Below are 25,761 nucleotides of genomic sequence, written 5' to 3' on the forward strand. Positions count from 1 at the left end.
CACTCTGTCGGGCGGCATTTTTGACTGCAGGAGGAGCACACCATGACCGCCGCATTGCCGTATTTGGCGTTTAAAGGCATAGGTAAAACCTTCCCGGGCGTGAAGGCGCTGGATGACATCAGCTTTAGCTGCCAGGCCGGGCAGATCCACGCGCTGATGGGGGAAAACGGCGCCGGGAAATCCACGCTGCTGAAAATTCTCAGTGGCAATTACGCGCCAACCCAGGGGGAAATTCAGCTGCAGGGACGGTCGGTGCAGTTTGCCAACACCACCGATGCGTTGAATGCCGGGGTGGCGATTATCTATCAGGAACTGCATCTGGTGCCGGAAATGACGGTGGCTGAGAACATTTATCTTGGCCAGTTGCCGACCAAACGCGGGCTGGTGGACAGAAAACTGCTGCGCTATGAATCCCGCTTGCAACTGGAACACCTCGGCCTGGATATTGATCCGGATACGCCGCTGAAATACCTGTCGATCGGCCAGTGGCAAATGGTGGAAATCGCCAAGGCGCTGGCGCGCAACGCCAAGGTGATCGCCTTTGACGAACCCACCAGTTCACTGTCCGCCAGAGAGATTGAGCAACTGTTCCGGGTGATCCGGGAATTACGTGCCGAAGGGCGGGTGATCCTGTATGTCTCGCACCGTATGGAAGAAATATTTGCCCTCAGCGACGCCATTACCGTGTTTAAAGATGGCCGCTACGTGCGCACCTTTGACGATATGCAGCAGGTGGATAACGCGCAGTTGGTGCAGGCGATGGTCGGGCGCGATCTGGGTGACGTCTATGGCTACCAGCCACGTGAGCTGGGGCCAGTGCGTCTGGAGCTCAAGGGGCTGAAAGCGCCGGGCGTCAAAACGGCGATCGATCTTAGCGTGCGGGCCGGAGAGATCGTCGGGCTGTTCGGCCTGGTGGGAGCCGGGCGTAGTGAACTGATGAAGGGGATTTTTGGCGCCACACGGGTCAGTGCCGGCCAATTGATGCTGGATGGACAGGCGATCGCCATTCGTTCACCAATTGACGCGATCCGCGCCGGTATCATGCTGTGCCCGGAGGATCGCAAGGCGGACGGCATCATCCCGGTGCACTCGGTGCGTGACAACATCAACATCAGCGCAAGGCGCAACAGCCTGCGCGCCGGTTGCCTGATCAACAAAGGGTGGGAGGCCAGCAATGCCGATCATCATATTCGTGCATTGAATATCAAAACGCCTGGCCCTGAGCAGTTGATTATGAATTTGTCCGGCGGCAATCAGCAGAAGGCCATTCTGGGCCGCTGGCTGTCGGAAGAGATGAAAGTGATCTTGCTCGATGAACCAACACGCGGCATCGACGTCGGTGCCAAGCATGAAATTTATCACGTCATTTACCAACTGGCGCAGCGCGGCATTGCGGTGCTGTTCGCCTCCAGTGACCTGCCAGAGGTGCTGGGGCTGGCTGACCGTATCCTGGTGATGCGTGAAGGCGCACTGTCCGGCGAATTACGGCATGACGAGGCCAGTGAGGAAAAAGCCCTCAGCCTGGCGATGCTGCGCACCCCCGATATAGCCCCAGATGCCGCTGCGGCGGTGGCCTAATTGTGAAGGAGAAAGAGATGTCGACCATAACGACCCATTCTGTGAAAAAACGCAACGGCCTGGGGCTGGCGCGAATTTGGGACAGCTACGGCATGCTGGTGGTGTTTGCGGTGCTGTTTTTAGCCTGCGCGCTGTTTGTGCCCAACTTTGGTTCCTTTATCAATATGAAAGGGCTGGGGTTGGCGATTTCGATGTCCGGCATGGTGGCCTGCGGCATGCTGTTCTGCCTGGCCTCCGGTGACTTTGACCTGTCGGTCGCTTCGGTGATTGCCTGCGCCGGGGTGACCACCGCGGTGGTGATCAACATGACCGAAAGCCTGTGGATCGGCGTGGCCGCCGGTCTGTTACTGGGCATGGTCTCCGGGTTGATTAACGGTTTCGTTATCGCCCGGCTGAAAATCAACGCGCTGATCACCACCCTGGCCACCATGCAGATTTTCCGCGGGCTGGCCTATATTATCTCCGACGGTAAAGCGGTGGGCATTGAGGACGAACGCTTCTTCGCCCTGGGTTACGCCAACTGGCTGGGCCTGCCTGCGCCGATCTGGATCACCGTCGCCTGTCTGATCCTGTTTGGCTTCCTGCTCAACAAGACCACCTTTGGCCGCAATACGCTGGCGATTGGCGGTAACGAAGAGGCCGCGCGGTTGGCCGGGGTGCCGGTGGTACGCACCAAAATCGTGATCTTTATGCTGTCCGGGCTGGTGTCCGCCGCCGCCGGTATCATTCTGGCTTCGCGCATGACCAGTGGCCAGCCGATGACCTCAATTGGCTATGAGCTGATCGTGATCTCCGCCTGCGTGCTGGGTGGTGTGTCACTGAAAGGCGGCATCGGTAAAATTTCCTACGTTATCGCCGGTATTCTGATCCTGGGCACGGTGGAAAACGCCATGAACCTGCTGAATATCTCGCCGTTCTCGCAGTATGTGGTGCGCGGCGTGATCCTGCTGGCGGCGGTGATTTTCGACCGTTACAAACAGCAGGCCAAGCGCAGCGTTTAAATTGCCAACCCTGTTCACAGTTCTGTTATCGGCCCGGGCAGTTATCCACCGGGCCGCTAAGCTAGGATTGATATCTAAGCTATAAGATTGCCGGGAGGACCGATGTATCATCGCATGGCACAGGAACCGCAACCGAACCCGCTATTACCGGGTTACACCTTTAACGCTTATCTGGTGGCGGGGCTGACGCCGATCATGGCGGACGGTCCGCTGGATTTCTTTATCGACCGCCCCGGAGGCATGAAGGGCTATATTCTAAACCTGACCATCAAGGGCCAGGGCAAGGTGTTTGACGGTGAAGATACCCTTTACTGCAATCCTGGCGATCTGCTGCTGTTTCCGCCCAAAGCGGCGCATTACTACGGCCGTTCGCCGGACAGCGATTGCTGGTATCACCGCTGGGTGTATTTCCGTCCGCGCGCCTACTGGGCCGACTGGCTGGAATGGCACAGCAAAACCCATGAAGTGGGGCGGCTGACCTTGCCGAACAATAACCTGTTACTGGAGTTCGATCGGCTGTTTGCCAATATCGAACAGACTCAGCGTTCCGGTCGCCGCTTTGCCGAAGAGCTGGGGATGAACCTGCTGGAGCGTCTGCTGTTGCGCGCGATGGAGGAAGACCCGCTCAGCCCACAGAAAATTATGGATCCGCGAGTCATTGAGGCCTGCCAGTTTATCACCGGCAACCTGGCCGGAGAGCTGCGGATTGATGAGGTGGCGCGCCATGTCTGTTTGTCACCATCGCGGTTGGCGCATTTGTTCCGCGAGCAGGTGGGTATCAATATTCTGCGCTGGCGCGAAGATCAGCGGGTGATCCGCGCCAAGCTGCTGTTGCAGACTACGCAGGAGTCGATCGCCACCATAGGTCGGGTGGTGGGTTATGACGATCAGCTGTACTTTTCCCGGGTATTTCGCAAGCGGGTGGGCGTTAGCCCGAGCGATTTCCGCCGCCGCAGCCTGGAGATAAACTATCCGGCCAGAAATCAACGTGAACAGCCTTATGTGGCGGCCTCAAGTTAACATTAAATTTACTTCTTGTTCCCGCCTGCATCATGGTGTCAAATCTGATGGGTCTATTGCGAGCCAGTAAGAGGAAACACCATGGCAGAAAAACTTCGGGTTGGGCTGGTCGGTTACGGCTATGCCAGCAAAACCTTTCATGCGCCACTGATCGTTGGCACTCCCGGCGTAGAGTTGGCCGCCGTTTCCAGCAGCGATGCCGGGAAAGTGCACGCAGACTGGCCGTCGATGACGGTAGTCAGCGATCCGCAGGCGCTGTTTAACGACCCTTCTATCGATCTGATCGTCATTCCTACCCCCAACGATACCCACTTCCCGCTGGCACAGCAGGCCATGGCCGCCGGTAAACATGTGGTGGTGGATAAACCGTTTACCGTGACGTTGTCACAGGCTCAGGCGTTAAAACAACAGGCGGAGCAGAGCGGCCGGCTGTTGTCGGTATTCCACAACCGCCGCTGGGACAGTGATTTTCTGACGCTTAAGACGCTGCTGAAAGAAGGCGCGCTCGGCGAGGTGGTTTATTTCGAATCTCATTTCGATCGCTTCCGGCCAGAAGTGCGTCAGCGCTGGCGTGAGTTGGGCGGCGCAGGTAGCGGCATTTGGTACGATTTGGGGCCGCATCTGATCGATCAGGCGCTGCAACTGTTCGGCAAGCCGGAAACGCTGTTTGTTGATTTGGCCGAACTGCGTCCAGGCGCGCAGTCGGTGGACTATTTCCACGCGGTGCTCAACTACGGCAAACGTCGGGTGGTCCTGCACGCTACGATGCTGGCGGCGGCGGAATCCGCGCGTTATATCGTGCATGGCACCCAGGGCAGCTTTATCAAATTTGGCCTGGATCCGCAGGAAGATCGGCTAAAAGCAGGTGAGCGTCTACCGCAGGCCGACTGGGGTTATGATATGCGCGACGGTGTGGTGACGTTGTCACGTGATGGCGTGCTGGCGGAAAAACCGCTGCTGAGTATTCCGGGCAACTACCCAGCCTATTACGCGGCTGTGCGTGATGCGATTAACGGTGTGGGTGAAAACCCGGTACCGGCCGCCGATGCCATCCAGGTGATGGAACTGATCGAACTGGGCCTGGAATCGGCAAAACAGCAAAGAGCGCTGCCGGTAGCCTAACCGCCGTGCTTTCCTATCCGGGTTCGGCTGACCGAACCCGCCTTACTCCTCGAAGGATCCGGTTCCATGTCCTGGTTGCAACGTCTGCGCATTGATAAATTTTTGCTGGTTTTGATTCTGGTGGTGATCGTCGCCTCGGTTTTCCCCTGCGAAGGGATATGGAAAACCTTCTTTGATCGTCTGACCACCGCTGCCATCGCGCTGCTGTTTTTTATGCATGGCGCCAAGCTGTCGCGTGAGGCGATTATCGCCGGCATGGGCCACTGGAAGCTGCATCTGGTGGTGTTCCTCAGTACCTTTGCGCTGTTCCCACTGCTGGGGCTGGCGATGAATTTGATGGTGCCGGGGCTGATGACGCCGACGGTCTATATGGGCTTCCTTTACCTGTGTGCGCTGCCGGCGACGGTTCAGTCGGCGATTGCCTTCACTTCGGCTGCGGGCGGTAACGTGGCGGCGGCGGTATGCAGCGCTTCGGCATCCAGCATCCTCGGCGTTTTCCTCTCGCCGCTGCTGGTGGGCGCACTGATGCACACCCAGGGCGGTGATACTGACGTATTACACGCCATCGGTTCGATCATTTTGAAACTGATGGTGCCGTTTGTGGTGGGCCATCTGGCACGGCCGCTGATCGGCAAATGGGTCGATCGCCACCGCAAACTGATTAATCTCACTGACCGGTCATCGATTTTGCTGGTGGTGTATACCGCCTTTAGCGCCGCGGTGGTAGAGGGCATTTGGCACAAGATTGACGGCTGGTCGTTGCTGACCATCCTGGTGATGTCTTTGGTACTGCTGACGGTGGTGCTGGTTATCAACACCTATGTCGCTCGTTGGCTGGGATTCAACACCGCCGACGAGATAACCATAGTGTTCTGCGGTTCGAAAAAGAGCCTGGCGAACGGTATCCCGATGGCTAACGTGCTGTTCCCGGCGGCGGCAGTGGGTGCGATGGTATTGCCGCTGATGATTTTCCATCAGGTGCAATTGATGGTGTGTGCCGTGCTGGCCCAGCGCTATGCGCGCAAAACCGCCAAACAGCGCGCAGAGGTGCAGACAGCCAAGTAAAAAATGGGCGCGAAATCGCGTAATAAGAATCTACGTCGTGGCTTAAGTGGGCGTCCCCCTCTCCATGGGGAGAGGGCCGGGGTGAGGGGCTTTGCATCAATTCTGCATGCATCCCCTCACCCTAACCCTCTCCCAAAGGAGAGGGAACAATATCGCCTCAACTGGTAAGTATTACGCGTAAGAGCGCCCGTTATTCCATTCAATCAGCCGCGGACTTTATCGCGCAGCGCCTGCTTTTCCTGCTCGCTGAGGAACGCCATTTTCAGGCCGTTTTCCTGAGCGGTGCGGATCTCAGTCGGCGTCAGCCCGGCCTGTGGTGCCGCTACCAGGTATTCGTGCTCAATTTCTATGCCCTGAACCGCCGGATCGTCGGTGTTGATCGACGCCATGACGCCGTGACGCAGGAATTTCGCCAGCGGATGCTGCGCCAGAGAAGGCACGGTGCTGGTCTGAATGTTGGAGGTCAGGCAAGACTCGATACCAATGCCGTGTTCCGCCAGGAAGTCCATCAATGCCGGATCTTCAACGGCTTTCACCCCGTGGCCGATGCGCTCTGCGCCCAGCTCACGGATCGCCTGCCAGATGCTTTCCGGGCCGGCGGCTTCACCGGCGTGCACGGTGATACGCAACCCGGCGTCACGGGCGCGGCTAAAGTGGTTGAGGAACAGGCCACCCGGGAAGCCGAGTTCGTCACCGGCCAGATCCAGCGCGGTAATACCGTCACGGTGTGCCAGCAGACCTTCCAGCTCTTGCAAGCAGGCGGCCTCGCCGAAGGTACGGCTCATGATGCCGATCAGGCGCACATCAATGCCCAAATCGCGGGAGCCGGAACGAATGCCATCAATCACCGCTTCCACCACCCCGGCCACCGGTAACTGGTGCTTCATCGCCATGTAATACGGCGAGAAACGCAGTTCGGCGTAGTGCAGACCGGCGTTAGCGGCATCCTCAACGTTTTCGTAGGCTACCCGGCGGCAGGCTTCCAAATCCCCCAGCACCGCCACTCCCCAGTCGAGCTTTTGCAAAAAGCTGACCAGATCCGGTTCGGCATGGGTGATTTGCACGTGCGGACGCAGGGCTTCCAGTTCGTCGGCTGGCAGGGCAAGGTTAAACTGACGGCCCAGGTCGAGGATGGTTTGCGCACGAATGTTACCGTCGAGGTGACGGTGGATGTCGGTCAGCGGAAGGCGGGAGTCAATCATGATGTGCACTCGTTATTTTGTTGTAGGTAAAGTGCAGATCAGTATAAAAACAAAATGATGAAAATTGCCATGTCGTTGCATAAAAAAGTGACTGTAATCACATTAATTGCGACTGGTGCCGCACTTTCAGGCGAAGGCGGGAGAAAAATCGCCCCCGCGACCCGGCAGGTAAACTGTGGGTTGACCCCATCAGCCGACCCTCAGTTTAGTGATATTTTCATCGTTGTTATCGGCTACGCCATGCAGCGCCAGCCAATGCGTAATTTTGCCGATCTCCAGCGGTAGCGCTTGATCAACGCGGATCACCGGACCGATGGCCATCGGCATGGCACGTTCCGCCAGCGCCCGCAGCTCAGGCAAATATTCTGCGCCGGGGTGGCCTGCCGATCGCTGGCCGAGGCGGGCAGCATAGCGTTCGGCCGCCAACTCCGCGGAGATCTGATTCCACACTTCCAAAACCTGAGTCACGCCCGCTTCGCGCAGGTATTTGCGCAGCAACTCTCTGGGTTGAAAGCCATACCAGGCGTCAATCACATAGATACAGCGCTGCGGTGCCTGCGCCACCATAGACCAAATGGCCTGATAGGCGGCGTAACCTAGCCGACGGTTAAGCTCACGATCCACGTTGTCCAGCTGCGCCATAAAGGGTTCCTTGATGCCGTCGAGGCTCAAATAAGGCAGGCCAAAGTGCTGCGCCAGCGCACGGGCGAGGGTGCTCTTGCCAGAAGCCGGAATGCCATTGACCAAAATAACGGTTTTGTCGCTGCTGTCAGTTAGCGCAGTCATAAGATTTCTACCACCTCTTGCCAGAGTTTGGCGGCGCGCAGTTTATCGAGCCGCTGTTTGTTGTCCAGTAACTCGACAATCGCCCGGATGCCTTCTTCAATATGCCGGTTGCTGTCCGTTGCGCCGAACAGGATGACAATATCGGCCTTTTCACTGTCCTGAAAGGCGATGGCCTGGTCCAGCAGCACCATGCTGAAACAATCTTTGATCACGCCACATTCCGGCCGGGCATGGGGGATGGCAATCCCCTCATCAAACACATAATAAGCGCCATGGGCCAGCGTATTACTGATCACCGCCTGGTGATAGGAAGGGTGAATATAGCCGTTCTCGACCAAAGGCTGTGCCGCCAACTCAATCACCTTTTTCCAGTCCGTTTCCTGCACGCCGACCTGTATTGCTCCGGCCTCGATCAACAGTTGTTTAATGGTCATCATGTTCCCTCAAAGAGACTTCCTGATAATATTGCGCAGCTCGTCCATTTTGATAAAAACCACATCGATTTCCTGGCGGTGATTTTTATTTTTGGCATAAATCTTTAATGCCCGATTATAGGCCAGCATTAATGTTTTATGAATTTCGCCGTTTGCCGGCGCGGCGGCCAATTGCTGCTCCAGTAATGTTATTTCGGCTGATATATCATTGGCTTCAGCATCGCTTTGCGCATCAGGTGCGGCCTTTTTATTTCGCTGTAATTTCATAAAATTAAGCATAGTATTCTCCAGCCCCGACGGGCGCCGGGGCACCAGGGTTGTAGGGTTATATTAAAAAGAAAACGGGGCAGTGATTATCTAAACAGGCCGATCTTTTCCGTTAATACCTGGGTGACGGCATTATTGGCCGGGATCAGGAATTTGCGCACGCTGTCATTCACCTTGCCCTTTTCGAATGTTTGCATGCAGCGGCCGACCCATTGCACGTTCATCTCGGTGCCCACATTGACCTTTTCAATGCCGCCTGCCACTGCTCGTCGCATGTCCTCATCGCTGACTCCGGTACCGCCGTGCAGGACCAGTGGGGTACGGGTGGCCGCGGTGATTTCCGCCAGCCGCTGATGCTGGATATGTGCCTTGCCGGTGTACATGCCGTGAACGGTGCCGACCGAGACGGCCAACATGTCGACCCCGGTTTCATCGACAAAGCGTTTGGCGTCTTCCACCGTGGTAAAGGTGATGTCTTCTTCCGCCACCGCTTTGCCGTCCTCCGAGCCGCCGATAGCGCCCAATTCGGCCTCAACCGAAACGTTGCGCTGGCGTGCAATGTCGATCACCTTGCGGGTATTGGCGATGTTTTCGTCCATTTCCAGGTGAGAACCGTCGTACATCACCGAACTGAAACCGGCGTCGATCGCGGTCACGATGGAGGCGATATCCGAGCAGTGATCCAGATGCAGGCAGGTGGGCACATCTTCACTCTCTGCCAGTGAGCGTACCGAATCAACCAGCAGTTTGTAGCCCAGATACTCGGCGGTGCCGGTTGAAATCTGGATCATCAGCGGGCTGTGGGTGTCCCTGGCCGCTTTGAAAAAGGCCGGCAGCATCTCCAGACAGTGGAGGTTGAATGAACCTATTGCCTTGAAATCACGGGCTTTGGCTACGGACAACAGCTCGTTGAAGTTATAGAGTTTCATGGACTTTTTCCTCATGGTGCTTGGTTGATTTACCGTTAACAAACCACGCAATCAGCGTGACGAAGATGATGAACAGAGCGATGAACAGCCAGTTACCCTGGAAGGCATGCCCCATCACCAGGCCGCTACTGATGACGTCGGAGTCGCTGAAGGTCACGCCGACAAAGCCGTAGCTTTCCAGCATTGGCACCAGAATGGCGGGCAGGAAGGTGATAAACAGGCCGTGGACCACGCCGCCGATCATGGCGCCGCGTCGGCCGCCAAGCGCATTGCCGAAGATGCCAGCGGTGCCCCCGGCGAAGAAGTTGGTCAGCAGGCCGGGCAGGATCATCGCCAGCCCGAACATCGGGAAAACGATCATGCCGATGATGGAACCCAGGGTGGTAGCCAGGAAGCCAACGATCACCGCGTTAGGGGCGTAGGGGAAGAGTACCGGGCAGTCCAGTGCCGGTTTGGCGTCCGGTACGATGCGCATGGCGATGCCGCGAAAGGCCGGGACCAACTCATTGAGCAGCAGACGCACGCCGCTGTAGAGGATAAATACCCCGGCAACAAACTGGATGGCCTGCATAAAGGAGTACATCAGATAATTCATGCCGCCGGCATACTGGGCGATGTATTGCGGGCCGGCGGCCAGTGCGGGGATCAGATACATCGGGATCATCACCACCGCCATCGACAGGTAGGTGTCCTGCAGGAACTTGAAGTTGTCGGGCAGCTCCAGATCTTCGGTTGAGCGGGATCCTTTACCGACCACCTTGGCGACCGCCGCCTGCACCAGATAGCCGATGGTGCAGAAATGCCCCAAAGCGACATCATCCGAACCGGTAATCTTGCGCACCACCGGCTGCGCCAACGCCGGCATTAACACCGCCATCACGCCGCCAAATATGCCGCCGGTCAGGATCAGCGGCAGGCCGGTTAGCCCCGCTTTATAGCCGATCACCGCCCCTATGGTGGCCATCCATAGCAAGGCTTGCCCGGTCAGGAAGATGTATTTGAACGGGGTGATACGCGCAATAATGATATTCACCGCGAATATCACCATCAGCGTCATCGCCACTTCCGAGCCGAGTTCGCGGTTGGCCAGGCCGGCAATGGCGGCGACGTCGGTGATGTAGCCGGTCATGCCGAAGCCGTGGGTGAATATGCTGTTCAAATAGGTCAGGGCACCGACGATAATGTTGATGCCCGCCATCATAATCAGAAAGCCCAACAGGGTTTTAAAGGTGCCCTCGGCCACTTTCCCGGTGGATTTTTTCTGCAGTATCAGCCCCAGCATGGCAATAAAGGCGATCAGGATCGAAGCCTGACCGAGCAGGTCCTTGACGATAAAGTCAATCAGGCTATTCATGGTGGGCTTCCTTCATATCGCGCTCTTTCAAAAAGGCCACAATCTTTTGCTCAATTTCCGCCTTATCGGTGAGCCGGTGGAGAATAATCACCCGTTTCTTTTCTTCTTCGCTGGCGTCGGCATTTAAAATGTCGGCGAAGGTTTTTTGGGTCAGAATAATGTCTGATTTAAAGGCGCTGGCCTCAGAGATAGTGGTGTGATCAATATCTGCCTCAATCTCTAATTTTTTCAGCACCGCTCTTGCGCTCATTTCGATGGCAAAGCTGGAGCCGAGGCCACAGCCACATACGCACAGTATTTTAAGCATGAGTCTCTCCTCAGATTATATTTAATTGCCTGGCGAGTTTATAATGGTGTCCTTCGGTATCAACCAAACGTTTTTGCATGCTGATTAAATCAATAGGGATGGGTTGGTTAGCGGAATTAATAATGACCGCCTTGTTTTTCATGCCGGAGTGAATACAGCGAACCACTTCGCTGGCCATAATAGTGCCCTGATAAATCTCTTCGCAGGTAGGCTCACCATTGCGCAGGCCATACCCCATAATGGTTTTACGGATGCGCACACCAATTTTTGGCTCAAGCTGTTTAATCATGGTGTCGATGGCACCCTGAAAACCCGGTGAATATTCTTTGGTATAGCCTTCTGAACATAAAATAATAACGCTATTTTGTTGTTCCAGTCGCTGGCTTATTTTATCTGCCAGTTGGCTTAAGGCATGTTGGCATTCCGGGATCAGGGCAAAGTCTGCATTGGATTTGATCGCCGCCTGCAGCGTTAGTTCCCCGCAGTAACCGCCAAGCAGTTCAATCATAAACACCCGCCCGGGCAGGGCGCGCCCGGTGTTACGCAGTTTGGAAACCTCTTTGATCACCTGTTCGCAGGCGGTGGAAAAACCAATGCTGTAAAGGCTGCCAAAAACATCATTGTCGATGGTCATGCCTACGCCAAAACAGTTAACGCCAAATTCACTGAGGGTATTTAAAAACTGCAGCGAACCGTCGCCACCGGCCATAATAAGCACGTCAATGTGCAAAGCCTTAAGCTGTTTGCTGATGCTTTCATATTCACTGGCGACCAGTTTTTTGGCCGTGCGGCCGGAAGACATTATTGGCATTGGTGAAATAGCGTAATCAACCAGGTCACGATGACTGATAGCTTGATGATGATTAGCCAATAATCCGGGTATTCCGCCGTTAAACAGAATGATATCTGCCTGCGTCAGTCTCGCGACCTGGAATATAAAGTTATTGATACCGGTGACGTCGCCGCCGCTTATTACCACACCGATTTTCATATGCCTGCTCCCAATCTGTTCCGTGGAGCTCATTGTCATTTTTGGCATCGCTAAAATTTGCAGGCGATATCACAAAACAATCACAAATATTTTCGTGAATGACCTTGACATGCTGATGATGGGTGAGGTTTTTGAGAGGGAGATCTCGTTTTTATTTGGGGGCTATAACCGGGATTTAAACACTATTTATTAATAATCATCACGTTACATTTGAGTTGTTATGAAATTATTTGCCAAGGGGAAAGTGACTCGCCAGGAGGAAATAAGTTTAATGAAGTGTGATTGTTCTCGCATTTTTATCCGACGTGCGGAGATTAACCGTAATAAATACGCGGAAGTTTTAATAGCCACGTATTTATTAGGTCATTTAATTGCGCAGGCCACTCAGGCTTTGATTACCGTCAACCCGGCCTGTTCCAGCGGGGCAATCAGCGTGGCGTCGGTCGAACGCTCGACAATAATGCTCTGTGCCAGGCTGAGATCGCCAATCGCATACTGTGAGGCGGCATTCAGCTTGGCGGCAGAGGCCAACACTACGGTTTCGGCTGCGCGCGCTGCCAGAGCGCGTTTGATATAGGCCTCTTCGAGATCGCCGGTGCTCAGGCCGGCGGTCGGGTGTACGCCGGTCACGCCCATAAAGTAGAGATCGGCGCGAATGTGCGACATCGCCTCAACCGCCGCCGCGCCCACGCTGACAATCGAATGTTTGTACAACCGCCCACCAATCAGGATCACCTCAACTTTGGGGTGATCAACCAGGCCGACCGCCACGCTGGGGCTGTGGGTGACGATGGTGGCTTCCAGCGTGGGTGGCAGGTGTTTCACCAACTCGGCGGAGGTGGTACCGCCATCAATAATCACCACCTGCCCGGGGGCGATCATGGCCGCCGCGGCTTTGGCAATCGCCCGCTTGGCGGTGGATTCCTGGCCGTTTCTCTCGGCAAAGGTGGCAATCGCCGGGGAGACCGGCAGCGCACCGCCGTGTACCCGTTGCAACAGTCCTTCGCTGTCTAGCTCACGCAAGTCACGCCGCAGAGTATCCTCGGATAACCCGAACATCTCACTGAGCTGTTTGGCCACAACCTGTCCGTCCTCGGCCAGTTTTTCCAGAATGATTTTTTTACGTTGGCTGGTGAGCATGGTGTTTTCCCGTTAAATTTTCATTGCACGAAATACCTTGATCATACACGAAACTGCACGATAGTATCAATTTCCTTTCCTGGCCCTGGAGTTGACCAACATGATAACCACCAAAGAACGGGTTCGCATTATCGAAACCCGGGTGTTGTCCGATGACTGGTATCTGCTGAAAAAAACCACCTTTGATTTTTTACGCCGCGATGGCGTATGGCAGCGGCAAAGTCGCGAAACCTACGATCGCGGTGATGGCGCGACCATTTTGCTGTTTAACCGGCAGGCGCAGACGGTAGTGCTGACGCGTCAGTTTCGCTTCCCGGTGTTCGTCAACGGCCACGACGGCATGCTGATCGAGGCTGCCGCCGGTCTGTTGGACAACGCTTCGCCGGAAGAGCGTATCCGCGCCGAAGCGGAAGAAGAAACCGGCTATATCGTGCAGAACGTGCAAAAGGTATTTGAGGCCTATATGAGCCCAGGCTCCGTCACCGAGAAGTTGCATTTCTTTGTCGGTGAATACCATGCCGCCGACCGGGTCAGTGATGGCGGCGGGGTGGAAGCGGAAGGCGAAGACCTGGAGGTGATTGAACTGCCACTGACAGAGGCCTTGAGCGCTATTGCGCAGGGGACCATCGTCGATGCCAAAACCATCATGCTGTTGCAGTTTGTCGCCCTGAATCACACCCTGAGGAATGTGTTATGAAAGCTCAACTGATTTTGATTGCCGGCCCTTATCGGAGCGGCACCGATGGCGACGCGCAGCGGATTGCTGCTAATTTACAGCGGTTGGAGCAGGTGGCGCTGGAGGTCTACCAGCGCGGTCATGTCCCGGTGATTGGCGAATGGCTGGCGTTACCACTGGCGGCGGCGGCCGGTTCAACCCAACATGGCGATGCCATTTGCGAGGAGTATCTCTATCCGGTGGCTCATCGGCTGATTGCTCAGTGCCAGGCGGTCTATCGTATTGAGGGGGCGTCGGCGGGGGCAGATAATGACGTGCGGCTGGCCAATGAGCGAGGATTAGGCGTTTATTACCGTCTGGACGATATTCCGCAGGTGGCGTTGTAAGCATCTGGAAAGGCAGGCTTTCGCCTGCCTCTGTGGATTAAACCTCGTCCAACACAAATTTCAGTCCGTTAATCAGCTTATCCATACCGGCCTCTACCTTGCTGCGCGGACAACCGACGTTCAGCCGCAGGAAGCCACGGCCTTCTTCGCCGTAGGTGAATCCCGGCATAATGGCGACCTTCTCACGCTCGATCAGCACCTGCTGTAACTGTTGGTCGTCAATGCCCAACGGGCGCAGATCGATCCAGGCCAGATAGGTCGATTGCGGCGGTTGCCAGGCCAGTTGCGGGAACGCCTGATGGAGCCTTTCGGCGACGTAGGTCAGGTTGTCCTGCAGGTAATCGCGCAGCGCGTCCAGCCAGGGTTCGCCGTGGTGATAAGCGGCAATATGCGCCACTACCGCCAACACCGCCGGGGAAGACAGCCCGTCACGGGCCTTGAGCTGCTGGTTGTAGGCGTCGCGCGTGGCATCATCGCTGATAAAGCCGTAGGCCCCGGTCAGCGCCGGGATATTGAAGGTTTTGGATCCGGAGGTCAGCAGTGCCCAGGGCGTGCTGGCAACCTGACTCCACGGCGTATGGCGTTGCTCGCCCCAGACCATATCCATATGGATCTCATCGCTGATCACCCGCACCTCATGGCGTTCACACAGCTCGGCCATTTGCTGTAATTCCTCTGTGCGCCACACCTTACCGGTCGGGTTATGCGGGCTGCACAGCAACAGAATTTTGGTTTGCGGCCGTGCCAGCAACGCCTCCAGGTGGGCCATATCACACTGCCAGTCGTTGCCGTCTTTGTGCAACGGGCAGGCCAGCAGTTGGCGCTGATTACCGAGGATCACTTTATAAAACGCGTCATAGGCCGGGGTGTGGGTGACGACGTATTCCCCCGGTGCCGACCACAGGCGGATTAACTGCGCCACCATGTAGATCACCGACGGGCCATACACCGCCATCTGGGTGTCGATGGGCGTATTGAAGCGCTGCTGATACCAGTGGCGCACCGCGCCGAGGAAATCTTCATGCTGCCAGCGACTGTAGCCCAGCACGCCATGCTGCAGGCGCTGTTGCAGCGCCTCGAGAATGCAGGGGGCGGTGGCGAAATCCATATCGGAGATGGTGAACGGCAGCAGGTCATCGCTGCCAAAGCGGTCAGCGATATAATCCCATTGCGTGCACCAGGTGCCGTGGCGATCAACCGGGGTGGAAAAATCAAACATTTGACGCTCCCTGCAGGGCCGCAGCAGGAGGCGCTGCCGCTATCAGTGAGTCTAATTCATCTTTCACCGATTGCACCTGCGGGCCGATCACCACCTGCAGATTGTGCTCGTTGAGATGCACCACGCCGATGGCGCGATTGGCCTTCAGCGCGGCGTCATCCACCTTGCTCATGTCGTCGACCGACAGGCGCAGACGGGTAATGCAGTTATCCAGCGAAACAATATTCTCACTGCCGCCCAGCGCCGCCAAAATGGCCGGTACGTTATAGCCGGATTTGCCGACCGGGCCTGCAGATGCGCTCTGGCTGGCGGTGGTTTCGCTCTCGCGGCCCGGCGTTTTGATATTAAAGCGCTGAATGGAGAAACGGAAAATGGCGTAGTAGGCAGCGAACCAAATGGCTGCGACGACGGGCACCAGATACCACTTGGTGGCGGTGCCATGCAGAATGCCGAACACCACGAAGTCGATGATATTACCGTCGGTATTGCCGATGGTCACGCCCAGCAGCGCCATCACGGTGAAGCCCAGCCCGGTCAGGACGGCGTGAATGAGGTAGAGGAAAGGCGCGACAAACAGGAACAGGAACTCGATCGGTTCGGTGGTGCCACCGACCACGCAGGCCACTACGCCGGAGATCAGCAGGCCCTTAATCTTATGGCGGTTTTCCGGCTTGGCGCAGTGGTACATCGCCAGCGCCGCACCCGGCAGACCGCCGAGGAAGGCCGGCATCTTGCCCTGGGACAGGAAGCGGGTGGCGCTTTCAGCAAAGCCGGTGGTGGTCGGGCAAGACAGTTGCGCCTGGAAAATGGTCAGCGCGCCGCTCACGCTATGGCCGCAGACGTCCAGCGTGCCGCCCGCTTCGGTAAAGCGGATCAGCGCCACCAGAATATGTTGCAGGCCGAACGGTAACAACAGACGTTCACCGGTGCCAAACAGCATCGGGCCAAAGGCACCGGCGCTGTTGATCACCCAGCCCAGACCGGTAATGCCGGCGGCGAACCACGGCCAGATCAGCGGGATCACCAGACCACACAGACCCAGTACCAGGGTAGTGACGATCGGCACAAAACGGGTGCCGCCGAAAAATGCCAGCGCATCCGGCAGGCGAATGTTGTGGAAACGCTCATGCAATTGATAAACGATAATCCCGACGATCACCGCACCCAGAATGCCGGTATCAATCGACTGGATCCCGAGAATGTTTTGGATGTTGTTGGCTTTCAGTACCAGCGGATCGGTAGTGGGCAAAATACCGGTGGTGGTCAGATAGAAGTTGGTGGCCAGATTCAGCACCGCGAAGCCGACAAAGCCGGAGAACGCGGCGACCCCTTTGTTTTCACGCGCCATGCCCAGCGGAATGGCGATGGCGAACATCACCGGCAGGAAGCTAAAGGCAAAGGAGCCGATCTTGCTCATCCAGGTGAACAGCAACTGGAAAGCAGGGTGGCCGATAAACGGCAGCAGGGTAATGACATCGCGGCTGCTTAGCGAACTGCCGATGCCCAGCATGATGCCGCAGAACGACAGCAAGGCGACGGGCAGCATGAATGTTTTGCCCAGGCTCTGGAAAAACTCCCAGAGCGTGATTTTTTGTTTTTTAGGTGCTGGCATAACCGGCGGCTCCTGGCGAAAAAACGTGCGAAAGTGGTGTGTACCCCTGTTAGGTAAAAATAAGATAAAACGTTTTACCTAGCAAAAATGCGCCGCTAATCACAATTCCGGCGTGCACTTTACGGCGACAATGGCAAGACCAGTAAAACGTTTTACTGACCAAACAGATTCGGTATACCATTTGCCTTACCAGGCAGAATGCCCAGGATCGGGCTTGCAGAGGTCATGACCATCAAAAAGATCACCATCACCGATGTTGCACAGCAGGCCGGCGTCTCGGTCACTACCGTTTCGCTGGTGCTGAGCGGCAAAGGGCGTATCTCGCCCACCACCGTGGCGCGGGTGAACCAGGCGATTGAGCGCTTGGGCTACGTGCGCAACCGTCAGGCGGCGACGCTACGTGGTGGCGAGTCGGGGGTGATTGGGCTGATCCTGCGTGATATCTGCGAGCCGTTTTATGCGGAAATGACCGCGGGCCTGAGCGAGGTGCTGGAGGCGCACGGCAAAGTGCTGTTTCTGACTCAAAGCGGTCGCGACGGCAAGGGGCTGATGCGCTGTTTTGATACTTTGCTCGAGCACGGCATTGACGGCATGGTGCTGGCGGGCGGCGTACGCTCGGCCGAGGGTCTGAAGGAAAAGGCTGCGGAGCAGGGCGTGCCGCTGGTGTGCGCTGCGCGCTCTAATGGGCTGGAAGGGGTCGACGTGGTGCGGCCGGACAACATGCAGGCGGCTAAAATGGCCACCGAATTTCTGATCAAACGCGGTCACAGCCAAATTGCCTATCTGGGTGGGCAAAGCAGTTCGTTAACCCGCGCAGAACGGTTGGGGGGCTTTTGTGCCACGCTGGTGCAATATGGCCTGCCATTCCGCTCCGACTGGATTGTCGAATGTGACTGCCATCAACGGGCCGCGGCGGAGGCGGCGGAAAACCTGCTACGGCAACATCCCAATATCAGCGCGCTGGTTTGCCACAAGGCGTCGGTGGCATTGGGCGCCTATTTTGGCATTGTGCGTAGTGGGCGCAGCATCGGTTCTGAGGGGGTGGATACCTATTACGGCCAGCAGGTGGCGCTGATTGGTTTTGGCGACGTGCCTGAGGCCGAACTGACCGAACCGCCGCTGACGCTGGTCTCCAGTTCCGCGCGGGAAGTGGGGCGCAGCGCCGCCTCACGCTTGCTGCAACGGATTGCCGACGCCGACTTACCGCCGCAAAACGTGATCCTGCCGCCATTGCTGATCAAGCGCGGCTCGGCCTGACCTCATTGTTGTTCATCCGTGACCTGTTGCTGGATCCAACTGACAAACACTTTCATTGCCGGGGTCATATCGCGTGATTTCAGGTGGGTCAGCCAGTAGCCGCCGAGATCCGCTTCGGCGCTGAAAGGGCGCTGTAACAAACCTTCACGCAGCTCCCGAGCAAACATGCGCGCCGGGGCCAGCGCTACACCACCGCTGTGGATCGCCCCTTCCACCATCAGCCGGGAAGAGTCGAACACCGGGCCGTTAATCCGCCACGGCGTGACCTGTGCGGCGGTAAACCAGCGTTCCCATTCGTCCTTGCGGTAGCTGCGCATCAGCCGCTCGTGTTGCAAATCCTGCGGACTGTGGAGGCGGGCGGCAACCTCCGGCGGGCAGAGCACCGTCAGCGGGGCATCAAACAATTTGAGGTTGTGGGTCGCCGGCCAACGGCCTTCGCCAAAACGGATAGCGAAGTCCATTCCGTCGGCGGACAAATTAACCAGGTTATTGTTGGTTAACACCCGCAGGTCGATAAACGGATGCGACTCTCTGAACGCCGCCAGACGGGGCATCAGCCAGCCGACGGCAAAGGTACCGACCACGGCTACCGTCAGCACCTCATGGAAATGCCCGCCTTCAAACTGTTGCAACACCGATTCAATACGGTCGAAAGCGTCGGTCAATATCGGCAACAGCGCCTGTCCTTCTTCGGTCAAATCCAACCCACGCGGCAGACGACGGAACAGCTGAATACCCAGTTGCTGTTCCAGCATACGCACCTGCTGGCTGACGGCAGCCTGGGTGACGCTCAGTTCCAGCCCGGCGCGGGTAAAGTTCAGGTGACGGGCGGAGGATTCAAACGCCCGCAGGGCATTGAGGGGAAGTCGGTTACGCATAAAGTTAGCCATAAGTTTTTCTTTATGCTGGCTGAAATTCTTATCGCTTGTCAACCCAGGGATAAACCCTGATATTTAGCCTGCTGGTGCGGAATTAACGCAGTCAGAAAAGGAATAACACCATCATCCAAGGATATCTTCGCGTCGACAGGCAATAAAATCTTTTGCCATCGGCCGATACCCTGCAAACCAAGAGCTTTCACATGACCAAAATAAATCGCCTGGCGGCCGCGTTGTTGGCCGCAATGATCCTGCCGGCAGGCCATGCCGCCGACAAAGCCGAGATTGACGCCATTATTCAGCCGCTGATGCAAAAATACGGCGTGCCGGGCATGGCCATCGCCGTGTCGGTGGACGGGAAACAGCAGTTTTATGATTATGGTGTGGCGTCCAAACAGACCGGCAAGCCGATCACCAACCAGACCCTGTTTGAAGTGGGCTCATTGAGCAAAACCTTCACCGCCACGCTGGCGGCCTATGCGCAAAATGAGGGCAAACTGTCGTTCGCCGAACCGGCCAGCCATTACCTGTCTGAGCTGCGTGGCAGTGCATTTGACCGTGTCAGCCTGCTGAACCTGGCGACACACACCTCCGGCTTGCCGCTGTTTGTCCCGGACGAAGTGACCAATGACGCGCAATTGATGGCGTATTACAAAAACTGGCAGCCACCACATGCCGTGGGGAGTTATCGGGTTTATTCCAACCTGGGTATTGGCATGCTGGGGATGATCACCGCCAAAAGCCTGAACCAGCCCTTTGCGCAGGCGATGGAAAAACAGCTGCTGCCGGCTTTGGGCATGAACCACAGCTACGTTAATGTTCCGGCTGCGCAGATGGATAATTACGCGCAGGGCTACAACAAGAAAGACCAACCGGTGCGAGTCACCCCCGGCCCGTTGGACGCAGAATCCTACGGCATCAAATCCAATGCCGAGGATTTGATCCGTTACCTTGAAGCCAACATGCAGGTGGCCAAGGTGGGGGATAAGTGGCGCAAGGCACTGGCAGCTACCCATACCGGTTATTACCGGGCCGGGGTGTTCACCCAGGATCTGATGTGGGAAAGCTACGCTTATCCGGAAAAGTTGACGACGCTGACGGAAGGCAACAACGCCGGGATGATCATGAACGGCACTCCGGCCACCGCCATCACGCCGCCGAAGCAGGATCAGGGCGCAGCCTGGTACAATAAAACCGGTTCGACCGGTGGGTTCTCCACCTATGCGGTATTCATCCCATCGAAGAAAATTGCCGTGGTGATGCTGGCCAACAAATGGTTCCCGAACGACGATCGGGTTGCGGCCACCTACCAGTTGGTCCAGGCGCTGGATAAACGTTAATTAATGACCTCTCAGGACGCTGTAATGGCGTCCTGAGACGATGACTGTTGCGCCCGCTTTTCCCGCATAAAATCAACAAATACCCGCAGCTTGAGCGGCATATGCCGACTGGCCGGAAAGTAGATGAAAAACCCGGGGAAGTCGCTGCCATAATCGGCCAGTATTTCCACCAGTTGTCCACTGTTTAGTTCGCGTTGCACCGTGCCGCTAAAGCGCTGGGTAATGCCTAATCCCGCCAACGCGGCGTCTTTAATCAGGCGATCTTCATTAAATATCTGGCTGCCGCCGAACTCCAGCATTAATAGCTCTTCATCCTGCCTGAAATACCATGGCTCAAACTTACCGCTGACGGGGAAACGGTAGCGCAGGCAGTTGTGCTCGTACAGTGCCTGCGGCGTCAGTGGTGTGCCGTACTTTGCCAGATAGCCGGGCGTGGCGATAATCATCCGCCGTTGGCCGTTGTCGATCGGCACTGCAATCATGTCTTTTGGCAGCATGGCGTGCATGCGGATACCGGCATCGAAACTGTCCAACACCAAATCGGAAAAGTGGTCGTCGGTAAACAGTTCAAGCTGCACCTCGGGGTAAAGCGCCTGAAACTCCGCCAGATGAGGCATCACCAACAGCGAGGCGGCCAACTGCGGCAGGGTAATGCGCAGCAGGCCGGAAGGGTGACCGTGCAGGGCGCGAACGTCGTCTGCGGCCCCCTCTATTTGGCCCATCGCCGGCGCCACTCGTTGGTAAAAAAGGCGGCCCTCATCGCTTAGCCGCACCGACCGACTGGTGCGGTTGAACAGCCGTACGCCAAGCCGGGTTTCCAACGCCTGAATGTTTTGCGACACCGCGGGTGGGGTGACGCCCAACTGACTGGCCGCCTGGGTAAAGCTGCCCAGCCGGGCAACGGCTTCGAAAAACGGCAGTAACTGCAACAGTGAACTCATCTATCAGTAATTCCTGCTTAATGATTCGTTAAGTAATTGGGTGTTTAAATTTATAATAATCGTTTTAGACTGATTTTATTATCCCTTAGAGAGCAACAAAACATGTCGGAACTGAATCAGTCATTAATAAAAAGAGTACAGGCGGTTAGCCAGAAAGCGATAGCCGAACAGCGCATCGTCGGCAGCGTGGTGCTGGTGGCGCAGCACGGCAAGGTCATTTACGCCGAGGCCAGCGGTTACGCCGACCGAGAACAACAGAAGTTGATGCGTCGTGAAACACAGTTCCGACTGTCGTCAGTGTCCAAGCCCTATATCACACTGGCGGCGATGCGCATGGTCGAACAGCACAAGCTGGGGCTGGATGACGCGGTCAGCCGCTGGCTGCCCTGGTTCACTCCGTCGTTGGCCGATGGCCGTCAGCCAGAAATTAAAATCCGCCACTTGCTCAGCCACAGCGCCGGGCTGGGCTATCGATTTAATCAGCCCGTTGATGGGCCGTACCAGCGGTTGGGTATTCAAGATGGACTGGCGTTGTCGTCGCTGACGCTGGAGCAGAATTTACGTCTGTTGGCGCAGGCGGATCTGTTGGCGGAACCCGGCAGCGAATTTCATTATTCTCTGGCGATCGACGTGCTGGGAGCGGTGCTGGAGCAGGTGGCGGGCAAGCCGTTGCCGCAGGTGTTCGAACACTGGGTCGCGCAGCCGTTGGGATTGGGCAATACCGGTTTCTACACCAGTGACGCCGACAACCTGGCGACCGCGTATCACGATACCGCCACCAGGCCGGAACCTTTACTGGATGGCATGCTGCTGACACTGCCGGAGGAGTTCGGCTTTGATATCGAAATGTCGCCGTCACGAGCGCTTGATCCGTCGGCTTTTGCCTCTGGCGGGGCGGGTATGGTCGGTGATGCTGACGACGTGCTGCGCATGGTGGAGACGTTACGCAGCGGCGGTGAGGGCATTTTACAGCCGGCCAGCGTGGAGCTGATGCGCCAGCCGCATGTCGGGGCCGAGGCTGAGGTTCAGGGGCCGGGCTGGGGCTTTGGTTTTGGTGGGGCGGTGCTGGTGGATGCCCAGTTGGCGGCGACGCCACAGCACAACGGCACCCTGCAGTGGGGTGGCGTTTATGGACACAGTTGGTTTTACGATCCGCAGGCGGCATTGAGCGTGGTGGCGCTGACCAACACGGCGTTTGAAGGCATGAGCGGGATGTATCCTCAGCAGATACGCGATGCGGTGTACGGCGATTAAGGATAAAACAGGGGCCCGAGCAAGCGGGCCCCGAGGGGAAATATTACTGGGCGGGTGCCGGAGCAGGGACTGCGTCCGGAGCCGGAGTTTCGACCGGGCCAGGTGCACCCAACAGGCCAAAGGTGCCGATGAACTCTTGCAGCGACATTTTGTTGCCGTTCAGATCAACCTGGTTGTCGGCGTAATGGAAGCTGCTGCCGATCACCCCGTCTTTCAGCGTGGTCAATTTGAACATCTGCCCCATGGCCGCCAGACCCTGCACCTGTTGCTGCGCCAGTTTCTGCGCCTCTTCGGCGCTATAGCCTTGCAGTAACGCGGTTTGCGAAGTGGTTTCGGTCGCCATCGCCACTGGAATGCTCAGATTAGCGTCCAGTTTTTTCACTGAACGGGCAATCAGCTGATCCGGTGATTCTGCCGGGGAACCGGCTTGCGCAGGATCGGTCAGGTCCAGATTCAGGGTAAAGGTACTTTCGCCCTTGCTGTTTTTCCAGCTTAGTGGAGCAATGCTGATGCTTGGGTTGCCCTTCAACAGCAGCGGCAGGTTCTGCAGCAGGATATCGGTGGTTTGTTGCTGATAGGCAACCGGATCCATGGTCTGCGCCTGTTGCAGCATCTGCATGGCCTGCTGGTTGTAACGGTCGGCAAACTCTTTCAGCGATTTGGCATCCAGTTTGTCGATTTTCAGCGATAGCTTGCCGGAGCCGAAGTCGCTGTTCTGGATCTTCAGCGCGTCCATGGTGTAATCAATCTGGCCGTTCAGGTTAGTGTCTTTCTCCCCGAATTGGCTTGCCAGCTTGAAGCCGTCCAGCGTCAGGGTCTCTTTACCGTCAACGGCAACCTTGACCTGTTTCAACTCCATGTTCTGGTTGCCCAGGCTGAGATCGAACTGCCCGGCGTGGGTCTGGCTTTTCAGCGAGAAGCCCTGCAGCTGAACCTGCTCGGTCTGACCAAACTGGTTCGGGCCGCTGATCACCGCGTTGTCGCTGTTGGCGTCCAGAGTGATGGCTTTCATATCGCGGGACACGTCGGCATTGATGGTCGCACCGCTAAACTTCAGCGAGGACTTGTCTTTCTGGTATTCCAGCGGGATCACGTCAATGGCAGACGAGGTATCACCACTGTAGGAGATACGGGAATCGGCGGTGAACAGCGATTTGCCCTTGGTGATTTCAAACAGGCCCTTGGTAGCCGGGGTATTTTCCAGCTCGGTATGCACCGACGCCATGCTTGGCAGCAGGTTGAATTTTTTCAACTGGGCAAACGGGAAGGGACCATGGTCGATGGTTTCCATAAACGCCACTTCGTCACCGGCTTTCAGCGGAGCATCGTCGGTGGTGACGCTGCCGTCGGCACGCAGTACATAGCGAATTTTACTGCTGAAAATACCGCGTTGGTAATTTTCATAACCCAGTTTGACACCCGCTTTCGGCAGGTAGGCTTTCAGCTGGCTGTTGGCGTTATCAACCACTTCACCCATCCGTTGTTCGATCAGTTTGCCGGTGTACCAGGAAGCCCCGGTCCATGCTGCGCCAAGAACCACAATGACGCTAACAGCGACTAACGATTTTTTCATAGTTCTGTTCATCCTTATAAAGCCATCTGTTGCAAACAGATGGATGGGCAAATTTGGGCCAATAAAAAACGCCGGCAGGCGTTTACCCGCAGGCGTTTAATTGTGAAGGTAAGCCACTCTTTCAGCAACCAATTTGCGGAAATTTACCGAGTGTTTACGACAACAGGTTATAAACGCGGGCGATTCGGCCGCTGCCACTGACGCTGACCGGCGATTCGAACGCGCCGATAAAGCAGGATTCACCCGGCTTGAGCACCAGTTGCTGATCCTGTTTGGTTAATACCGCTTCACCTTCAACGCAGAACACAATGGCCGCGCTATTTTGCGCCAGCGCCTGTGGGGCGGCGGAAAGGTCATGCAGTGAGAAGGCGAAGTCTTCAACCGGGATCGGGAAGAACAGTTCGTCACCGCGCTTTTGCGGCTGGGTCAGCAGGCCGGATGCCGGCTGTGGACGGAACTGCAGGTTGGCTAACAGTTCTGGAATATCGATGAATTTAGGTGTCAGACCGGCACGCAGCACGTTGTCCGAGTTAGCCATTACTTCCAGCGCTACACCCTTCAGGTAGGCATGCGGCGTTTCAGCATACAGGAACATCGCTTCACCCGGTTGGAGCTGTACCACGTTCAGCAGCAGCGGCGAGAACAGGCCGCTGTCGTCCGGATAAAAACCGGCGATAAAGCGAATCGTGTCCCAGGTTTCACCCTGTTGGTTATTCAGTGCGGCCTTCAGCACGCCCAGCGCCAGCGATTTTTGTTCGCCGCTCATCGCCAGCAGGCTGGCAAACAGGGACGACAGATGGCTGACATCCGGCTGTTGCAGGAAGGCGGCGATATCATGATGGGCTCCGGCGATCGGCTGCAGCAGGGAAACAATGTCGGACAGTTCGCGGAAGCCATTCATCGCCAGGAAAGGCGTCAGGGCGAACACCAGCTCCGGCTTGTGGTTAGGATCTTTATAGTTGCGTTCAGCCGCGTCCAGGGGAATACCGGCGGCGTTTTCTTTGGCAAAACCGGTTTCTGCGGCCGATTTGCTTGGGTGCACCTGAATAGACAGCGGCTGGTCGGCACACAGCACCTTGAACAGGAATGGCAACTCACCAAAGCGGCGGGCAACGTCGGCACCCAGTTGTTTGGGCTGATCTTCATCAATCACGTCGCGCAACGAGCGCAAATTACCGTCGGCACCGGCCACACGGGAGCTGCTTTTCGGATGAGCGCCCATCCACAGCTCCGCCATCGGCTGCCCTTGTGGGTTGGCGATGCCATAAAGCCGGGTTAACGCGTCGTGGCTGCCCCATGCATAGTTTTGCACTGCGTTGGTCATTTTTTGCATCTTGATAAACATCCTTTGCGTTCGCCGCCAGGGGCGGTAGTAGCTGACTGTTAAAAACCTTGTGCGCCTTATCCTACACGCGAACTGTGGCGTGGA

25 protein-coding genes are annotated in these 25,761 nt (G+C 56.6%); 10 read left to right on the plus strand and 15 right to left on the minus strand.

What is annotated here, in order from left to right; genetic code table 11:
• Nucleotides 1-42: 42 nt before the first annotated feature.
• The 5 genes from araG to ACNT1W_RS13545 all read left to right on the plus strand — a co-directional run bounded on the left by araG (nt 43) and on the right by ACNT1W_RS13545 (nt 5,786).
• Nucleotides 43-1,578, plus strand: a complete 1,536-nt coding sequence (gene araG, locus ACNT1W_RS13525; protein ID WP_419245691.1) for an L-arabinose ABC transporter ATP-binding protein AraG — start codon at nt 43-45, stop codon at nt 1,576-1,578.
• A 17-nt stretch (nt 1,579-1,595) separates the two neighbouring features.
• A complete protein-coding gene (gene araH / locus ACNT1W_RS13530) occupies nt 1,596-2,579 on the plus strand; it encodes an L-arabinose ABC transporter permease AraH (protein ID WP_012144977.1) in 984 nt (327 codons plus the stop codon).
• A gap of 102 nt (nt 2,580-2,681) precedes the next feature.
• The gene (araC, locus tag ACNT1W_RS13535) at nt 2,682-3,599 is read left to right on the plus strand and encodes an arabinose operon transcriptional regulator AraC (RefSeq protein ID WP_012144978.1); all 918 of its coding nucleotides are present in this window, start codon (nt 2,682-2,684) and stop codon (nt 3,597-3,599) included.
• An 81-nt stretch (nt 3,600-3,680) separates the two neighbouring features.
• Nucleotides 3,681-4,721 (plus strand): oxidoreductase, encoded by a 1,041-nt coding sequence (locus ACNT1W_RS13540; RefSeq protein WP_012144979.1) that lies wholly within the window; start codon nt 3,681-3,683, stop codon nt 4,719-4,721.
• 66 nt (nt 4,722-4,787) lie between these two features.
• Nucleotides 4,788-5,786, plus strand: a complete 999-nt coding sequence (locus ACNT1W_RS13545) for a bile acid:sodium symporter family protein (protein WP_419245692.1) — start codon at nt 4,788-4,790, stop codon at nt 5,784-5,786.
• Between the two features lie 203 nt (nt 5,787-5,989).
• Here the strand turns inward: ACNT1W_RS13545 and add are convergent, their stop codons facing one another.
• The 9 genes from add to ACNT1W_RS13590 all read right to left on the minus strand — a co-directional run bounded on the left by add (nt 5,990) and on the right by ACNT1W_RS13590 (nt 13,196).
• Complete coding sequence (gene add, locus ACNT1W_RS13550) at nt 5,990-6,988, minus strand: adenosine deaminase (protein ID WP_419245693.1); 999 nt, start codon at nt 6,986-6,988, stop codon at nt 5,990-5,992.
• Nucleotides 6,989-7,177: 189 nt separating this feature from the next.
• Nucleotides 7,178-7,774: an AAA family ATPase gene (locus ACNT1W_RS13555; RefSeq protein ID WP_012144982.1), complete on the minus strand. Its 597-nt coding sequence runs from the start codon at nt 7,772-7,774 to the stop codon at nt 7,178-7,180.
• A complete protein-coding gene (locus ACNT1W_RS13560) occupies nt 7,771-8,208 on the minus strand; it encodes a PTS sugar transporter subunit IIA (RefSeq protein WP_026142359.1) in 438 nt (145 codons plus the stop codon). Before ACNT1W_RS13560 ends, ACNT1W_RS13555 begins: the two co-directional genes overlap by 4 nt.
• 9 nt (nt 8,209-8,217) lie before the next feature.
• On the minus strand, nt 8,218-8,487 hold the full coding sequence (locus ACNT1W_RS13565) for a hypothetical protein (RefSeq protein ID WP_261129085.1): 270 nt from the start codon (nt 8,485-8,487) through the stop codon (nt 8,218-8,220).
• 74 nt (nt 8,488-8,561) lie between these two features.
• Nucleotides 8,562-9,404 carry a class II fructose-bisphosphate aldolase gene (locus ACNT1W_RS13570; RefSeq protein ID WP_115184764.1) on the minus strand — a complete coding sequence of 281 codons (843 nt, stop codon included), beginning with the start codon at nt 9,402-9,404 and terminating at the stop codon, nt 8,562-8,564.
• Nucleotides 9,391-10,758 carry a PTS sugar transporter subunit IIC gene (locus ACNT1W_RS13575; RefSeq protein ID WP_012144986.1) on the minus strand — a complete coding sequence of 456 codons (1,368 nt, stop codon included), beginning with the start codon at nt 10,756-10,758 and terminating at the stop codon, nt 9,391-9,393. Before ACNT1W_RS13575 ends, ACNT1W_RS13570 begins: the two co-directional genes overlap by 14 nt.
• On the minus strand, nt 10,751-11,065 hold the full coding sequence (locus ACNT1W_RS13580) for a PTS sugar transporter subunit IIB (protein ID WP_012144987.1): 315 nt from the start codon (nt 11,063-11,065) through the stop codon (nt 10,751-10,753). The genes ACNT1W_RS13575 and ACNT1W_RS13580 overlap by 8 nt, the downstream gene beginning before the upstream one ends.
• Nucleotides 11,066-11,075: 10 nt before the next feature.
• Complete coding sequence (locus ACNT1W_RS13585; protein WP_012144988.1) at nt 11,076-12,056, minus strand: 6-phosphofructokinase; 981 nt, start codon at nt 12,054-12,056, stop codon at nt 11,076-11,078.
• Nucleotides 12,057-12,440: 384 nt separating this feature from the next.
• Nucleotides 12,441-13,196 carry a DeoR/GlpR family DNA-binding transcription regulator gene (locus ACNT1W_RS13590; protein ID WP_012144989.1) on the minus strand — a complete coding sequence of 252 codons (756 nt, stop codon included), beginning with the start codon at nt 13,194-13,196 and terminating at the stop codon, nt 12,441-12,443.
• Nucleotides 13,197-13,296: 100 nt separating this feature from the next.
• Here ACNT1W_RS13590 and ACNT1W_RS13595 point away from each other — a divergent pair, with 100 nt between their 5' ends.
• Together ACNT1W_RS13595 and ACNT1W_RS13600 are read left to right on the plus strand one after the other, a co-directional pair.
• Nucleotides 13,297-13,893, plus strand: a complete 597-nt coding sequence (locus tag ACNT1W_RS13595) for an NUDIX domain-containing protein (protein WP_375190039.1) — start codon at nt 13,297-13,299, stop codon at nt 13,891-13,893.
• Nucleotides 13,890-14,258 carry an NUDIX hydrolase gene (locus ACNT1W_RS13600; protein ID WP_261422304.1) on the plus strand — a complete coding sequence of 123 codons (369 nt, stop codon included), beginning with the start codon at nt 13,890-13,892 and terminating at the stop codon, nt 14,256-14,258. Before ACNT1W_RS13595 ends, ACNT1W_RS13600 begins: the two co-directional genes overlap by 4 nt.
• Before the next feature lie 37 nt (nt 14,259-14,295).
• Here ACNT1W_RS13600 and ACNT1W_RS13605 read toward each other — a convergent pair whose 3' ends face one another.
• Nucleotides 14,296-15,477: a MalY/PatB family protein gene (locus ACNT1W_RS13605; protein ID WP_419245694.1), complete on the minus strand. Its 1,182-nt coding sequence runs from the start codon at nt 15,475-15,477 to the stop codon at nt 14,296-14,298.
• On the minus strand, nt 15,470-17,089 hold the full coding sequence (gene malX, locus ACNT1W_RS13610) for a maltose/glucose-specific PTS transporter subunit IIBC (protein ID WP_259189158.1): 1,620 nt from the start codon (nt 17,087-17,089) through the stop codon (nt 15,470-15,472). Before malX ends, ACNT1W_RS13605 begins: the two co-directional genes overlap by 8 nt.
• A gap of 225 nt (nt 17,090-17,314) precedes the next feature.
• Between malX and ACNT1W_RS13615 the strand changes: the two genes are divergently transcribed.
• On the plus strand, nt 17,315-18,346 hold the full coding sequence (locus tag ACNT1W_RS13615) for a Mal regulon transcriptional regulator MalI (protein WP_041418554.1): 1,032 nt from the start codon (nt 17,315-17,317) through the stop codon (nt 18,344-18,346).
• Nucleotides 18,347-18,348: 2 nt separating this feature from the next.
• On the opposite strand, the gene ACNT1W_RS13620 is transcribed toward ACNT1W_RS13615, so the two are convergent.
• Complete coding sequence (locus ACNT1W_RS13620) at nt 18,349-19,236, minus strand: LysR family transcriptional regulator (RefSeq protein WP_012145000.1); 888 nt, start codon at nt 19,234-19,236, stop codon at nt 18,349-18,351.
• Nucleotides 19,237-19,427: 191 nt separating this feature from the next.
• Between ACNT1W_RS13620 and ampC the strand changes: the two genes are divergently transcribed.
• The gene (gene ampC / locus ACNT1W_RS13625; RefSeq protein ID WP_419245695.1) at nt 19,428-20,564 is read left to right on the plus strand and encodes a class C beta-lactamase; all 1,137 of its coding nucleotides are present in this window, start codon (nt 19,428-19,430) and stop codon (nt 20,562-20,564) included.
• 11 nt (nt 20,565-20,575) lie between these two features.
• Here the strand turns inward: ampC and ACNT1W_RS13630 are convergent, their stop codons facing one another.
• The gene (locus tag ACNT1W_RS13630) at nt 20,576-21,505 is read right to left on the minus strand and encodes a LysR family transcriptional regulator (protein WP_419245696.1); all 930 of its coding nucleotides are present in this window, start codon (nt 21,503-21,505) and stop codon (nt 20,576-20,578) included.
• A gap of 102 nt (nt 21,506-21,607) precedes the next feature.
• Here ACNT1W_RS13630 and ACNT1W_RS13635 point away from each other — a divergent pair, with 102 nt between their 5' ends.
• Nucleotides 21,608-22,759, plus strand: coding sequence for a serine hydrolase domain-containing protein (locus ACNT1W_RS13635; protein WP_012145003.1), 1,152 nt, complete (start codon nt 21,608-21,610; stop codon nt 22,757-22,759).
• Nucleotides 22,760-22,802: 43 nt separating this feature from the next.
• On the opposite strand, the gene ACNT1W_RS13640 is transcribed toward ACNT1W_RS13635, so the two are convergent.
• A complete protein-coding gene (locus ACNT1W_RS13640; RefSeq protein ID WP_112363829.1) occupies nt 22,803-24,332 on the minus strand; it encodes a YdgA family protein in 1,530 nt (509 codons plus the stop codon).
• Between the two features lie 154 nt (nt 24,333-24,486).
• On the minus strand, nt 24,487-25,665 hold the full coding sequence (gene manA, locus ACNT1W_RS13645; RefSeq protein WP_115184972.1) for a mannose-6-phosphate isomerase: 1,179 nt from the start codon (nt 25,663-25,665) through the stop codon (nt 24,487-24,489).
• Between the last annotated feature and the right edge of the window lie 96 nt (nt 25,666-25,761).

The organism is Serratia sp. NFX21 (assembly GCF_048517035.1).
Taxonomy (GTDB): domain Bacteria; phylum Pseudomonadota; class Gammaproteobacteria; order Enterobacterales; family Enterobacteriaceae; genus Serratia; species Serratia quinivorans.